At 64.0% G+C, this 13,019-nt stretch carries 17 protein-coding genes; 13 read left to right on the top strand and 4 right to left on the bottom strand.

Going from position 1 to position 13,019, the window contains the following annotated elements; translation table 11 throughout:
• The first annotated feature begins 172 nt into the window (after positions 1 to 172).
• Complete coding sequence (locus G6N42_RS30440; protein WP_163738896.1) at positions 173 to 886, top strand: DUF1326 domain-containing protein; 714 nt, start codon at positions 173 to 175, stop codon at positions 884 to 886.
• On the opposite strand, the gene G6N42_RS30435 is transcribed toward G6N42_RS30440, so the two are convergent.
• Positions 883 to 1,023: a hypothetical protein gene (locus G6N42_RS30435; protein WP_163738608.1), complete on the bottom strand. Its 141-nt coding sequence runs from the start codon at positions 1,021 to 1,023 to the stop codon at positions 883 to 885. The two genes, G6N42_RS30440 and G6N42_RS30435, sit on opposite strands and share 4 nt — an antisense overlap.
• 180 nt (positions 1,024 to 1,203) lie before the next feature.
• On the opposite strand from G6N42_RS30435, the gene G6N42_RS30430 reads away from it, so the two are divergent.
• From G6N42_RS30430 to G6N42_RS30410, 5 genes are all read left to right on the top strand, one after another.
• Positions 1,204 to 1,473 carry a metal-sensitive transcriptional regulator gene (locus G6N42_RS30430; protein ID WP_006246851.1) on the top strand — a complete coding sequence of 90 codons (270 nt, stop codon included), beginning with the start codon at positions 1,204 to 1,206 and terminating at the stop codon, positions 1,471 to 1,473.
• Between the two features lie 34 nt (positions 1,474 to 1,507).
• Positions 1,508 to 1,918 carry a DUF302 domain-containing protein gene (locus G6N42_RS30425; RefSeq protein WP_163738893.1) on the top strand — a complete coding sequence of 137 codons (411 nt, stop codon included), beginning with the start codon at positions 1,508 to 1,510 and terminating at the stop codon, positions 1,916 to 1,918.
• A 37-nt stretch (positions 1,919 to 1,955) separates the two neighbouring features.
• Positions 1,956 to 2,741, top strand: coding sequence for a sulfite exporter TauE/SafE family protein (locus tag G6N42_RS30420; RefSeq protein WP_163738890.1), 786 nt, complete (start codon positions 1,956 to 1,958; stop codon positions 2,739 to 2,741).
• 23 nt (positions 2,742 to 2,764) lie between these two features.
• Positions 2,765 to 4,111: an MBL fold metallo-hydrolase gene (locus G6N42_RS30415; protein WP_163738887.1), complete on the top strand. Its 1,347-nt coding sequence runs from the start codon at positions 2,765 to 2,767 to the stop codon at positions 4,109 to 4,111.
• Positions 4,112 to 4,572: 461 nt separating this feature from the next.
• On the top strand, positions 4,573 to 5,610 hold the full coding sequence (locus G6N42_RS30410) for a tyrosine-type recombinase/integrase (RefSeq protein ID WP_163738884.1): 1,038 nt from the start codon (positions 4,573 to 4,575) through the stop codon (positions 5,608 to 5,610).
• 65 nt (positions 5,611 to 5,675) lie between these two features.
• Here G6N42_RS30410 and G6N42_RS30405 read toward each other — a convergent pair whose 3' ends face one another.
• Both G6N42_RS30405 and G6N42_RS30400 read right to left on the bottom strand, forming a co-directional pair.
• Positions 5,676 to 5,981 carry a type II toxin-antitoxin system PemK/MazF family toxin gene (locus tag G6N42_RS30405; RefSeq protein WP_163738880.1) on the bottom strand — a complete coding sequence of 102 codons (306 nt, stop codon included), beginning with the start codon at positions 5,979 to 5,981 and terminating at the stop codon, positions 5,676 to 5,678.
• Complete coding sequence (locus tag G6N42_RS30400) at positions 5,978 to 6,208, bottom strand: OTU domain-containing protein (protein ID WP_174262314.1); 231 nt, start codon at positions 6,206 to 6,208, stop codon at positions 5,978 to 5,980. The genes G6N42_RS30405 and G6N42_RS30400 overlap by 4 nt, the downstream gene beginning before the upstream one ends.
• Before the next feature lie 304 nt (positions 6,209 to 6,512).
• On the opposite strand from G6N42_RS30400, the gene G6N42_RS30395 reads away from it, so the two are divergent.
• The 6 genes from G6N42_RS30395 to G6N42_RS30370 all read left to right on the top strand — a co-directional run bounded on the left by G6N42_RS30395 (position 6,513) and on the right by G6N42_RS30370 (position 11,633).
• A complete protein-coding gene (locus G6N42_RS30395) occupies positions 6,513 to 7,703 on the top strand; it encodes a helix-turn-helix domain-containing protein (protein ID WP_163738877.1) in 1,191 nt (396 codons plus the stop codon).
• A 67-nt stretch (positions 7,704 to 7,770) separates the two neighbouring features.
• A complete protein-coding gene (locus G6N42_RS30390) occupies positions 7,771 to 8,136 on the top strand; it encodes a hypothetical protein (RefSeq protein WP_163738874.1) in 366 nt (121 codons plus the stop codon).
• Between the two features lie 408 nt (positions 8,137 to 8,544).
• Positions 8,545 to 8,790, top strand: coding sequence for a type II toxin-antitoxin system Phd/YefM family antitoxin (locus G6N42_RS30385; RefSeq protein WP_163738872.1), 246 nt, complete (start codon positions 8,545 to 8,547; stop codon positions 8,788 to 8,790).
• Positions 8,787 to 9,176, top strand: a complete 390-nt coding sequence (locus G6N42_RS30380) for a type II toxin-antitoxin system VapC family toxin (RefSeq protein WP_163738869.1) — start codon at positions 8,787 to 8,789, stop codon at positions 9,174 to 9,176. The genes G6N42_RS30385 and G6N42_RS30380 overlap by 4 nt, the downstream gene beginning before the upstream one ends.
• Positions 9,177 to 9,369: 193 nt before the next feature.
• On the top strand, positions 9,370 to 9,660 hold the full coding sequence (locus tag G6N42_RS31415; RefSeq protein WP_232076854.1) for a thermonuclease family protein: 291 nt from the start codon (positions 9,370 to 9,372) through the stop codon (positions 9,658 to 9,660).
• A gap of 170 nt (positions 9,661 to 9,830) precedes the next feature.
• Positions 9,831 to 11,633, top strand: coding sequence for a winged helix-turn-helix domain-containing protein (locus G6N42_RS30370; RefSeq protein WP_232076852.1), 1,803 nt, complete (start codon positions 9,831 to 9,833; stop codon positions 11,631 to 11,633).
• A gap of 15 nt (positions 11,634 to 11,648) precedes the next feature.
• Here the strand turns inward: G6N42_RS30370 and G6N42_RS30365 are convergent, their stop codons facing one another.
• Positions 11,649 to 11,918: a hypothetical protein gene (locus G6N42_RS30365; protein WP_232076849.1), complete on the bottom strand. Its 270-nt coding sequence runs from the start codon at positions 11,916 to 11,918 to the stop codon at positions 11,649 to 11,651.
• A 130-nt stretch (positions 11,919 to 12,048) separates the two neighbouring features.
• Here G6N42_RS30365 and G6N42_RS30360 point away from each other — a divergent pair, with 130 nt between their 5' ends.
• Entirely contained in the window at positions 12,049 to 12,900 is an 852-nt protein-coding gene (locus G6N42_RS30360; protein ID WP_163738860.1) for a DUF4226 domain-containing protein, read from the top strand.
• Positions 12,901 to 13,019: the final 119 nt, after the last annotated feature.

Genomic DNA, 13,019 nt, shown 5'->3' with positions numbered 1-13,019 from the left:
GAGGCGGTCAGGCGAACACGAAACCCTGTTGTCTGGCTGCCCTGACAACGGCGTGTACCTACGATCTTCATCCTAACGGTAATACCCCCTAGGGGTACTTGCGCTCTGCCTGTCGCGTCGCTACGGTTCAGGTACTCCGGGTACCCCCCGGGGGTATATTAAGGAGAGCGCGATGACACCCACGACGACAACTATCGACTGGCATCTTCAGGGTGACTGGTTCGATGTCTGCAGCTGCAGGTTGCCATGCCCCTGCAGCTTCGCCCAAGAGCCGACGCACGGCGACTGCCTGTTCACCCTCGTCTGGCATGTACGCGACGGCCACTTGGGCGGCGTCGACCTCAGCGGATTGAACGTCATATCCCTCGGCGAGTTCACCGGCAACATGTGGATCGGTGACCCGAACGCCAAGATGCGACTCATGTTCTACATCGACGAACGCGCTGACGCCGCGCAACGGGACGCCCTGGAACGCATCTTCACCGGGAAGGAGGGCGGCTGGCCAGCTCAATTCGCCTCTCTTATCGAGGATTTACGCGGGATCGCATATGCCCCGATCTCATTCGACGCCGCTGATGATCTGGCTTACTGGAAGGCCGAAATTCCGGGAAAGGTCGACCTGCATGTTGCGGCGCTTACTGGGCCGACAGCCGATCCTGACCGGCGGGTCACCACAACAAATGCCCCGGGCGCGGAGGTCGGTCCGGGACAGGTCGCCACGTGGGGCGTCGTCGAGAAAGACGAGGCGACGGGCTTCGACTGGTCACGTCCACATCGGGCCGGCTCGAGCAAGCACTTCCCGTTCGACTGGCGACCGGACACCAGTGCACCGTCAACAAGCGACTCGTTCACAGCAAGCGAGTCATCTTGCAAGTGCCAGGTCTAACCCCGTGAACGGTCCACCCCGGCGCTTCCGGCGTCGGGTGTGATTCCCGCCAGCGGGTCCAGCGGCGGAGAGGACTTCATGTCCCATGCACCGCTGCGCCGCTGGCACACCTCGCATCGATTGGTCGACATGCTCACCGGATCCTGCTCATGTCTGCTTGCCGCACACCCTGCAAGTCACTGCTCGACACATCGTTACTCCTACATCCCCGAGCGGTACGCACTGTGGGATGCGTCTCTCGGCACTTGACACAAATACCCGTGGGGGTATGTTTACACCGAGGGTAACAATACCCCCGTGGGTATAAGGAGTTGGCGATGGTCGGAGACGAAGAAGCCATCGGCGTAGTGCTGAACCGGCTACGCCGTGCGCACGGTCAACTCGCGGGCGTGATCTCGATGATCGAATCAGGCCGCGACTGCAAGGACGTCGTCACCCAATTGGCCGCAGTGTCCAAGGCTTTGGACAAGGCCGGGTTCAAGATCGTCGCCACCGGACTGCGGCAATGCCTGACCGGTGAGACCCCCGAGAACTCACAACCAATGACCGAAGCGGAGTTGGAGAAGCTGTTCCTCGCGCTCGCGTAAAGCCCACTACACCACTAAAGCTCAGGAGAATGACATGAGTTACGCACTGTCGACCACACTGCACACTTCGTTCGAGGACGCCGTCGAGCGCACCCGTAAGGCGTTGTCGGATCAGGGTTTCGGGGTCCTCACCGAAATCGACATGAAGGCGACGTTAAAGGCCAAGCTAGGTGAAGACATGGAGAACTACCTCATTCTCGGCGCGTGTAATCCGCCGCTAGCGCACCGCGCGGTCAACGCCGACAGGCAAATCGGCCTGCTGCTGCCCTGCAACGTCGCCGTCCGCACCGACGTGGACTCGGACAACACGGTGATCATTGACGCGATGGACCCGCAGGTGATGGTCCAGCTATCCGATCAACCTGGCCTGCGCGCAGTCGCAGACGAAGCCGCCACCAAATTGCAGGCCGCAATCAAATCCCTCAGCGAGGATGCTGCGGAGTAGGCCAGGAATCCAGCGGACTCTACGACTGCACACGATAATGACCATCGCCCTCGCGCTCGTCGTCGGCGCTGTCATCGGCGTCCTACTTGGACTCCTTGGTGGCGGCGGATCGATCATGGCCGTACCAGCGTTGGTCTACGCCCTGGGACTTGGCACCTCGCAAGCAATCCTGATTTCGTTGATCGTGGTCGGCGTGGCGTCCGCCTTCGGTGCCGTCCCGAAAGTGCGCGCAGGCCAGGTGCAGTGGCGACTGGCCGGAATCTTCGCGCTATTCGGCATCCCGGCCACATTCGTCGGATCAGTCATCAGCGACCACCTCCCCGAGGCGGCCATCATGATCGGCTTCGCCGCCGTGATGGTGGCAGCCGGGATACGGATGTTGCGGGACACCGGTGACACAGGCACCGCATGCGAAGTCGGCGATGAAGGGATCAACTGGCGGCGCTGCGCACCCCGATCCATCCCGACCGGCTTCGGTGTGGGTCTGCTCACCGGGCTATTCGGCGTCGGTGGTGGATTCCTGATCATCCCCGCCCTCGTGCTGATGCTCGGGGTCGAGATGTCGTTAGCCATCGGCACCTCCTTGGTCATCATCGCCGCGAACTCGGCGGGCGGTGTTGTGGCTCACCTGCGCGACGCCGAGATCAACTGGGCGATCACGGCGGCGTTCGTCGGCACCGCCATCGTCGGGTCGCTGATAGCCGGGCAACTGGGCACCAAACTCAACACCGACCGGCTGCGCCACTGGTTCGCGTACCTCGTCTTCATCGTCGCTGCCTACGTCGTCATCGACACAACACTGCTGCAACACGCAGCCCAATAACGAAAACCAAGGAGGAGAACCTCATGAAGGTGTCCATCATCGAAACTTCAGGACTCGGCGACCGCAGCTACATGGTCACCGATGGCGACGTCGCCGTCGTCATCGACCCGCAACGCGACATCGACCGCGTCCTCGACCTGGCCCGCGACAGCGGTGTCCGGATAACCCATGTCCTAGAAACCCACATTCACAACGACTACGTCACCGGCGGACTGGAACTCTCCCGAACCGTGGAAGCCGAATACATAGTCCCCGCCGGAGATGACGTCGAATACCAGCGCCGCGCCATCGCGGACGGTGACGTCATCGACGCAGGGTCAATCCAGCTACAGGCTGTCCACACTCCCGGTCACACCCACCACCACATGAGCTACGTGCTCCGCGACCGCACCGGCTCAGCGGTCGGGGTGTTTACCGGCGGCTCGATGCTGCACGGCACCACCGGACGCACCGACCTCCTCGGCCCCGCACACACCGACGATCTCACCCATGCCCAATTCCATTCTGTGCGGCGCCTGGCCAATGAACTCCCCGACGACGCCGAGGTCTACCCCACCCACGGGTTCGGCAGCTTCTGCTCGGCCACGCCCAGCAGCGGTGACTCGTCGACCATCGCCGAACAGCGCAACAACAATCCCGCTCTGACGCAGGACGAGCAGCATTACGTCGACGAACTGATCGCCGGGTTGTCGGCTTATCCCGCTTACTACGCCCACATGGGCGTCATCAACACGAGGGGCCCGGCACCTGTGGACCTCTCGATGCCCGAGCCGGTCGACCCCGCCGAACTGCGTCGCCGCATCGACAACGGCGAGTGGGTTGTCGACCTACGCAGCCGCACCGCCTTCGCCGCCGGTCACCTCGACGGCAGCCTCGGATTTGAGTTGTCCACGTCTTTCGTCACCTACCTCGGATGGCTCTTCCGATGGGGTGCCCCGCTGACATTGATCGGGGCAAATAGGGAGCAGATCGCCGATGCTCGACGTGAACTCGTCCGGATCGGTGTCGACAGCGTCACTGGTTCCGCGGTCGGCGACGTATCAGTGATGGCCAACGGCACCCCGCTGAGGTCCTATCGTGTCGCAGACTTCGGTGGCCTGGCCGCTGCCCTACAAGACGGCCCCGTCACCGTCCTAGACGTCCGCCAGGAGGGCGAACACAACGACAGCCACATCCCCGGTGCGATCAACATCCCCCTGCACGAACTCGCTGACCGGCTCGAGGAGGTGCCCAGCCGCGAAGTGTGGGTGCACTGCGGGTCCGGATACCGAGCATCGATCGCAGCGTCCATGCTCGATCGTCGGGCCCGGTCCGTCGTGCTGGTCGACGACACCTTCGACAGTGCAACGAAACTCGGCGTGGCCGCCTAAAGCGCACGGCCCCGGCGCACAACTTTTCTCGCAGAATCATCGGGAGTGGCCGGGGCCCCAGGATGCGAGTGTGATCTCCGCAACCGCAGCCCGGCGGCGGGTTGTAATCCATCGGCAAGCCGTCGGCCGTCGAGGTTAAGGCTCAACACTGCCCAAGCCAAGCCGACGTCGCCCGCGCTGCACACGTGATTTCATCTCGGACTATGAGAGTCCCGCCCGCTGCACGCATCGGCCCGACTCAGCGCGTCGAGATCGATCATCTCCTGATGCTCCTGAGGGCAGCCCGGCGAGCGGAGGCCCCAAGTACGCGGACGGCTCCTGCACGACAATCAGGGTCATCCTCATCGAGCGGTGCCCCGCCATGATCCTGCAGAGTCACCGTCAGATGGACATCAGAACCTATGAACAACCAAAACTGATGGATAACATTCGTTATCCATCAAATGTGCGATTATTGCTTCATGACACCGGTGCCGGGCCGCCTTGATGATGATGAATCGCCCTACCCCGGGTGGTTTCTGGCGTTTCTGGCGGATCGAGCCATCCGCAAGCCCTCACCGCATACCACCAAGGCGTACCGACAGGATTTCGTTGCAATCGCTACCCTGCTAGCCGGTGATCCCGGGATTGTCAGGCACTTGACGCCAGCCGCTATCACGAAGGATGCGATGCGGGCGGCTTTCGCGGAATATGCCGACACCCATGAGGCGGCATCTATCCGGCGCTGCTGGTCAAATTGGAACACGTTGTGCGACTTCCTCTATACCGGCGAGCTCATCACGGGCAATCCGATGCCGCTGATTGGCCGACCCAAAGTGGCGAAGACACTCCCGAAAGGGCTAGGAACTGAAACGATTTCCGAACTGCTGAATGTGATCGACCGAGACCACGGTTCCGCGCGTCACTCCGACTGGGCTGAACGCGACCGGATGATCGTGCTGACGGCGGTGCTCGCCGGATTGCGCGCAGACGAGCTTGTGCGCGCCAACATCGGCGACGTCCGACCGACAGACGACGGCGGTGTCCTTCATGTGCGGGGCAAAGGAAACAAGGACCGCCGAATACCGGTGGAATTCGCACTGATTCACGAACTCGAGGGCTACCTAAAATCTAGGGCGGTCCGCTTTCCAGCCAGCGTCAAACGCCGGCGGCTCACTGACGACGGACTGGCCGCCTGGCCCGCCATGGCCCCACTATTCGTCGGCAGTGACGGTCTACGCATCACCCGGGGCACCCTGCAGTACCGAGTGCTGCGCGCCTTCAAGAAGGCAGGGCTGAACAGCCAACGCGCGACGGGGGTTCTGGTGCACGGCTTCCGGCACACGTTCGCCACCGAACTCGCGAACGGCAACGTCAGCGTCTACGCGCTGATGAAGCTTCTCGGACACGAGTCGATGGTGACGTCGCAGCGCTACGTCGATGGCGCGGGAACGCAGAACCGCGCAGCAGCCGCTAAGAACCCGCTGTACGGCCTGATCGACAAGCAGCGGGAACAGTAGCTCCTGCGGTTTCTGGGCAGTCTGTCCGACCGAGGCTCGGCTCCGGAATGCAAGCCGAGACCCTGTCACCGATCCGGCGTCGCGAGAATCTTGAAGAGCATGTTATTGATGTCGGTGAGGGCTTGGACATCAATCCGGCGGCGGCGTGCGCTTAGTCTGGTCTTGCGCATGCTAGTGACCAGTCCTGGTGCAGCCCAGTCACTCTCGCCTAGATCCACGCCAAATCCGGTGTCGGGCTCGGTGGCGAATACCGGCACGACGATGACTGTCGGCTCACTTGGAATCTCGTTGTACACGGTGGAGGAGATGACAAGCACGCTGACACCGGCGTCGGTTGACCAGATGTCGCCCCGCCGCGGGGAGTGGCTCAACGCTCCGCTAACTCATCGAGATTGCGGTCTGCCCACGCCTCGCTGAACGCCGTTGCATCGGGGTGTGCTCGCATCCACTCATCGTGTGCCGCACACCGACGCCGCATATCCTCAATATCGAGGAGGCTCTCGATCCAGGAGTTCATCGACAGCTGATCTTCGTCGGCATATCGTTTGACGGACTCGTACGCCGTATCGGACAAACGCAACGTGATCATTCTTGCCACTGCATCATGCTAGCACTGGACGCTAGCGATGCCAGACAGGACACGTTGCAGTGAGCCCCAAGAAATCCACCTAGGGACTTTTTGGATAGTCGGTAAGGGACGAACCTGCTTTTGTCACGTGACAACATCTCGTCAGAGCGGCGGCATGCTGTCATTTGCTCCAAGTGGCGAGATCTCTAAGCCGCCGCTTTTTGGTAGTCGCTCGGACTGGCATGCAATGTAACATCCGTTATGTCAACTCTAAGTTGGCGGTTGCGCATACTGATACTTGACATCAGCGCAGTTTCTCAGAATGCTTGGCGGTATGGCAACCCCTCGCCTCGTGGAGCTGATCGACCGCTACAGGAACGCGCATGGAGTCAGCGAGGCCGAGCTGGCGCGTCGTATCGGTGTCAGCCGCGAGAATCTGCGCAAGTGGCGAATCAACGGTGTGAGCCGGCTGCCGGACCGCACGAATCTTGCTGCGGTGGCGCGCGTTATCGGCCGCCCGTATCGCGAGGTCCTCTCGGCGGCACTATTCGACACCGGGTACCTCACCGACGACCAGGCCGCCATCCCGCGGCCCCACGACGAGGTGCTCCACGACGCCATCAGCGTACTCACCGAAGCCAGCCGCCTCACCAATCAGCCCATGCGCCAAACGAGTTCAGGTCAATGGGAACCCGACCCCGACCCACGCTCGGCGCTACCGATCGACTGGGCCGCCTTCGTGACCGAGGCCCTGGCCGGCGCAGCAGCCAACGCCGGCGGCATCGACACGATTTTGGCCGGTCGGCCTGGATCCTGGGAGGCCTCCGTGGTGGGCGACGCCCTGCGCGCCGCGGTCGGACACGACGAATGGGATCTATGGCGCCACCGCACCGAACCCGTGAACGTCGTCCTGAACCCCGAACGCATTCTGTTCGACCATGATTCGTCGAACGATTTCGAGGAAATGGACGCCGCCGAAGCCGAGATCGAACGTCGCGTCAACGCGATTCGCCCCGGCATCATGTACTCCGGTGATGCCGATCCCCAGCTTTACCAGTGGGCAATCGACCTCGGATATGAGGTCAGGCCCGGTTCTCCCCCACCGCCACCAACCGTTGAACAGATCGAGGCATGGCAGGCAGCCGAGCGAGAAAACCCCACGCCGCTCAGCGCCGAAGAGCAAGCCCAAGAGGACGCCATCGAGGCCCTAGGCGTTCTCCAAGATCGCCTGGCGGCGCAGCAGCGAGCCGACTTGGCGGACTACGGGAATCGGCTCGCCGATGCGGTACGAGAGCAGCTGGCCCCCCTCCATCTGCCCGTCCCGGTCACCGTGACCGTCGACCTCGACACCCCGTGGGATCAAGCACCGGAAACGCCAGCCCAGGGTTGGAGCACGGGCGCGATCGACACCGCCATCGCGGCCGCGATCGCGGCGACTCCCCCACCTGATTCGATGCCGGGCACCCTACTGGAACGCGCCGAAGCATCCCTTCGCCGCGAAGGAACGGACCACGGGGGCGACTGAACCCGATCTAGCCAAACGATCCAACTTGGTGCACCGCGATGTCGTACTCACCGGCCATAATCAGCGTATGGGCATAGAGCGCTGCGAACCCGACCAGCCGAAAACTGCTCCGCGCCGCGCACGGGAAGCGTTGTGGGCACTAGCCCCCGCCGTCATATTCGGCTACACCGCCTGGCAGCTCGCCTGGGGCGTCGCCGACTTCGCCGAAATGCCGATCGTCGGCAGAATCGTGATGTGCGTCTTCTTGGCGATGCTGGTGTGCGGCTTGGTCGCCCAAGCCCTGGGCAGAACACCCAGCCACACGCCGCGGCGCGGACCGGTTCGCAAGGAGTGCAGCGTCTGCGGCCGCACCGCCATCGAGGCGTTTGTACCGGACGGCGCATCGGGGGGTGGCGCTGCCTGCGCGCTAAAGCCTGCGCAGCAAGAGCACTGAGGACAGACCTCAGCGGAACCACCGCTTAACGTAACGCCATCCCGGACGCGACGACGGAAGTCGCCGACGTGGACCTACTCCCCCAGTGTGCGACCGAGCTAGCCGGACGGTGTCGAAAGCGGCAGCGGGACAACGACTCCCCCGTAGTCCGCTGCGTAGCGGGCGGCCTCGTCGCGTTCCGTCGTCGGTGTACACCCGCACTGCGGCCGGCTTGCCGGGCACGCGGACCAGCATCGTGAAATCGCCCACGGACAGCTCCCCATTCCGCTTGCGAGGGGCCTGCCGCACGTGCCGACCAGCGCCATCGTCGCTCATAGGGCCATTGTCGCTGGTGCCGCCGACATCCCATCGACCAAACGCGCTACTGCAGCTAGCGCGAAAGGCGTTATCAGCGGTACACTGATCGATATGACCGTTGAGAAGGTTTCCAGCACTGATGCCAAGAATCGGCTCAACGCGCTACTCGCCGACGTCGAGCGGACCGGAAAGACGGTGATCATCACCAATCACGGTCGCGATGTCGCACGATTGGTGCCTGCTACCCCGACCCCGCGACAGTTCGGCCAAATGCCGAACCTGTCCTTCCCTCAGGACTTTGACGAGCCGTTGCCGGATGCCGAGCTTGCCCGCTGGGAGGGCGACGAGTCGCCGTGAACATCCTGTTGGACACCCACATCTTGCTGTGGCTGCTCAGGGAACCGACCACGCTGGATCCCGAAGCGCTCGCACACCTGGGCGACCCCACCACTTCTGTCTGGGTGAGCGCCGCGTCAGCCTGGGAGATTGCGATCAAAACTCGGCTAGGACGGCTTGACGGCTCAACGCTGTTGGCGACCTGGCCGAGGCAGCTGGAAGCAATGCGCGTCGATGACCTGCCGATCGATTCCGACGATGCGATCCTTGCCGGGCGACTTCCCTGGGATCATCGGGACCCTTTCGATCGGGTGATCGTTGCCCAAGCGCTGCGTCGCAACCTCACTCTCGCTAGCCGTGACGCGAAGATCCTGGATGCCGCGCTGACCCCGACACTGAAAGCCTGACGCGATTGTGAGCACGGAGGAGACGATGACTGCAGCGTACGAGTCGAAACCGCTTGCGGCGCTGCGCGTCTGCGCGGTCGGCGTTCTACTTGGCCTCGCATGCACGCTCATCACGGCGCTGAGTGCGTGCGCCCCTCTTAGTTCCCACGCTGCTGAAGCTACGCCAGCTCCACCAACGGCCACGGTCCTTCGCGTGGTGGACGGGGACACTATCGACGTCCGCGACGACAGCCGCGGCCGACTTCGTGTCCGACTGCTGGGCATCGACTCGCCCGAAGTTCACCGGCCGGGATGGTCTATCGGCTGTTGGGGGCCCGAAGCCGAGCGCTTCGCCACCGAAACCCTGACCGGACAACGCATCATCCTTAGTGCAGACCCCACTCAGGACACCCACGACCGCTACGGCCGCACATTGGCCTACGTCGAATTGGCTGACGGACGCGACTTCGCCGTCACCGCCGTGGCGGCGGGTATGGCGCGCTAGTACGTGTACGACGGCAAGCCGGTGAGCCGCCACCCCGAGATCGCGGCCGCCGAGAACGAGGCGCGCGCTGCCGGCCGCGGGCTATGGGGCCCGCCGTGTTTCGGCAACACCCAAACGGCTCCACTCTGATCAACCGCCTCTATGTCAACGAACTTTCAGTCACGAGGATCATGAGCGGCCCGGAAGCCGGGCTGGGTCTGCTCGATGAGCTTGGCGATCCGGACTGGTGGCGCAACCAGGCGATCCTGAGCACCCGTCTGCGTGATCTTGTTGCGGGCTTCGACAGCATCGGCTCGTTCACCATTCCCTACGCCCGGTTACCGAGGCGGCTGGGCGCCTACGCCGAGGACTTCCCTCGCTGGGCCGATGTCGCGGACCAAACTCCGCAGGCACTGCTTTCGCGCCCCAAGCTGGGCGCCGCGGCGGTCCGTGCGCTGATCGAAGCTGCGCAGCGAGCGGTCCAGGTCCAGCGAGATACACGCGTCGCCGGCCGGGTCGGAGCCGACGCCGCGGTGGCGCGCTTGGTCGGCCAGCTCAGCGATTTCGACCGCGAGATCCTTTCGGCACAGGTGTGGGCTCTGGACCCGGTTCCTCAGCACGTGGTGGCCGAACGCCTGGGGGTGCACGCGGTCTCTGTGAGCCGCAACCTACGCCGGGCGCGGGCGCGGTTCGCAGAGCTGCTCACCGATCCGGCACACCAGGAGGTTGGCGAGCACGCCAATCGGTTGCGGCGACGGTTGGGCCCGTATCTTCCCGTGGAGGCTGTCCACGCCGAACTTCGTTCTCTGGGCATAGAACCTATCGCTCAGACCGCCGGGGTCCTTCTTCATGTCGCCGGCCCTTATTCGCGCCGCGGAAGCTGGCTGGAGGACACCTCCACGCCTGCCGGAGGGCGGGGGCAGGTGCTCGCCGCCGTCGATGCGGTGTTCGGCGCCCAGGCTGCCCCCACCGCCGACACCCTGCTCCACGCGCTGACGAGCTTGGGACTACCGACCGAGGTAGCCCTGACTTACCTTCAAGGCCAGAAAGATTTGCGCCGCTTCGGCGACGTGTGGGTGCGGTGGAAAGGTGATACCGCCGCCAACATGACCGAGGCCGCGCTTCAGATCCTCGGGACCCCCGCGACCGCCGAAGCCATCCTCGCCACGATCAGAACCGGCGACACCGCAGGCACCAGCCTCGAGCGCGTCAGTGCGGTGCTCTCCCAGGATGACCGGTTCGTTCGCACCAGCCGAAGTACATGGGGGCTGCAGGCGTGGGACGTTCCCGAGTACGTCAACATCGTGCATGCGATCGGCGAACGCCTCGACGCCGCCGGCGACGAAGCCAGCGTCACCGCGGTGATCAACGAGCTTCGAGCGCGATATCCGGACGTCGCCGAAACATCCATCCGGGCCTACATAGGCACTCTGGCATTCGTCGTTGAAGACGGCGTTGTACGCCGGCGGGCCAAGGCTGATGGATGGCCGGCGGTGCCGCCGCTGAACACGGCCCGCGGTGCTTTCCGCAACGGGGCCAACGAAATTCGCGTAGCTGTGCTCGTCACGGCAGAGGTCCTACGCGGGTCGGGTCAGACCGTGCACACCGCAGTGGCCGACGCCGTTGGTGTCTCCCCGGGTCAGCAACGAATATTCGCCAGCCCGCACGGGCCAGTCACAATGTCCTGGAAGCTCGCGTCGACAACTGGAGTCAGCATCGGCTCGCTGCGCGCCCATGCCGCGGCCGTGGACGCGAGCGCTGGCGACACACTGGTGCTGGTGTTCCGGCTCGCCGGTGCATCACTGGACGTGCTCCGCGTCGGAGCTGAAGACCAGGGGACGGCGCGGTTGCAGAAGCTGCTCGGCCACGCGGTTCGCAAGCCCGCCGCAGCGCTCGCGACCGCCTTGAATTGTCGCCAAGAAGACGTCGGCGCGGTCCTTCGCCGCCGCGGAGATGACCAGCTAGCCGCCGTGTTCGACGACGACGCCAACTGAGCGCCGCCGACCGGGCTACGCGGACTGCTCGTCGACTGGGCTGACATCACCCGCAGGAAGCCACATAGTCGCGGTAGCGCACGAGCGGCGGTTCGGGCTCGACACATCGACTTCGACGACCGCGACCCATCCCCCATCGCTGCGCCTCAGCCACGCCACCAGACGGCCGAGCATCCGCGGCTCGATGAGTAGGCCACCGCTGCGAACCCATAGCGGCAGCTCGTCCATCCGCGCCCCGCTCGCCGGCAGGGCCCGGCCTGTGTGGACCCAAACTGGTCGGGACATCGAAAACAGGGTCGGATATTCGGCGGAACTGCTCCATCGGGCGAACATACGTTCGATTATGCGCCCTTGGGGTGTTCATATCTGCCTGGCTGGTGGCGAGCGCATAGGCGATGCGCTTATCTTCGGTGGCGTGGGTTTCTGGCAACAGCAGGTCAACGACCTGATGACGGGTATCGGCGGTCTGGGCGGCCTCAATCCGCCGCTGGAGACGCCGACGCCGGACCCCACGCTGCCGCCGTACCCGCCGCCCAGCTATTACCCGCAGATCCCGACCTGGGATGACCCCTCCCCGGATGTTCCGCAGTATCCGCCCTACATCCCCGAGCAGGACATGAATACCTCCTCGGGGATGCCGCGCTCCACCCTTGACGGTATCCACGGTGATGGCGGCGTGATCCTCAAAGAGCCGGGTGAGCTGGGTCCGCCGGCGTATCGGGATGGACCGAATTACACCGAGTCCCCGCCGGGGTCGGGTGTGTGGGTGCCCGACCACCGTCCCTATCCCCCGGGTTCGGTGTTGCCGGCTGGCTGGTCCGGTAAGGGCGCTGAGGAAGCCGACGCGACCGATGCCGCGCTGCGGAAAACGCGTGAGGCATTGAATCAGGCTGATCAGGGTCTGGCACAGAACATCACCGACACGCACACCGCCGATGCGCAGTCAAAGGCGCAGCTGCAGCGGATTCAGCAGGAGATCCAGCTGGGTGTTGCCGCCATGCAACCGAGCCTGGGTACTCCCGCCGGCCGTGAGCAGCTCGCCGAGTTCCTCGACCGTAAGGCCTCCGAGGCCAAGCAGGTCGCCAGCAATGCCCAGGAAATGTCGGCGCGGCTCGCGTCGAACTTTCAGACGGTCGGCCATCAGTTCGCCGCGGCGACCGATCCGTGGGATTGGGACGGCGAAACCGAGGAGTGGGAGCCGATCGATCCCGGCGGCGCGGGCGCCGGCCCGAATGTTGGGCCCGCGATACCCCCGAGCATCCTGTAGCCATCACAGCGGCACCGCATGCCCCCATAGCAGCACGAACAAAACAAGTGTTATGGCACCGCGACGCGCCTTGAGCTTATTACGGCTCCATACCATGCCTGTGGGCGGCAAACCTTCCC

Origin of the sequence: Mycobacterium gallinarum (genome assembly GCF_010726765.1) — a bacterium.
Lineage (GTDB): Bacteria > Actinomycetota > Actinomycetes > Mycobacteriales > Mycobacteriaceae > Mycobacterium > Mycobacterium gallinarum.
Note: the sequence above shows the minus strand (reverse complement) of the source record. Positions and strands in the feature narration are given on the sequence as shown.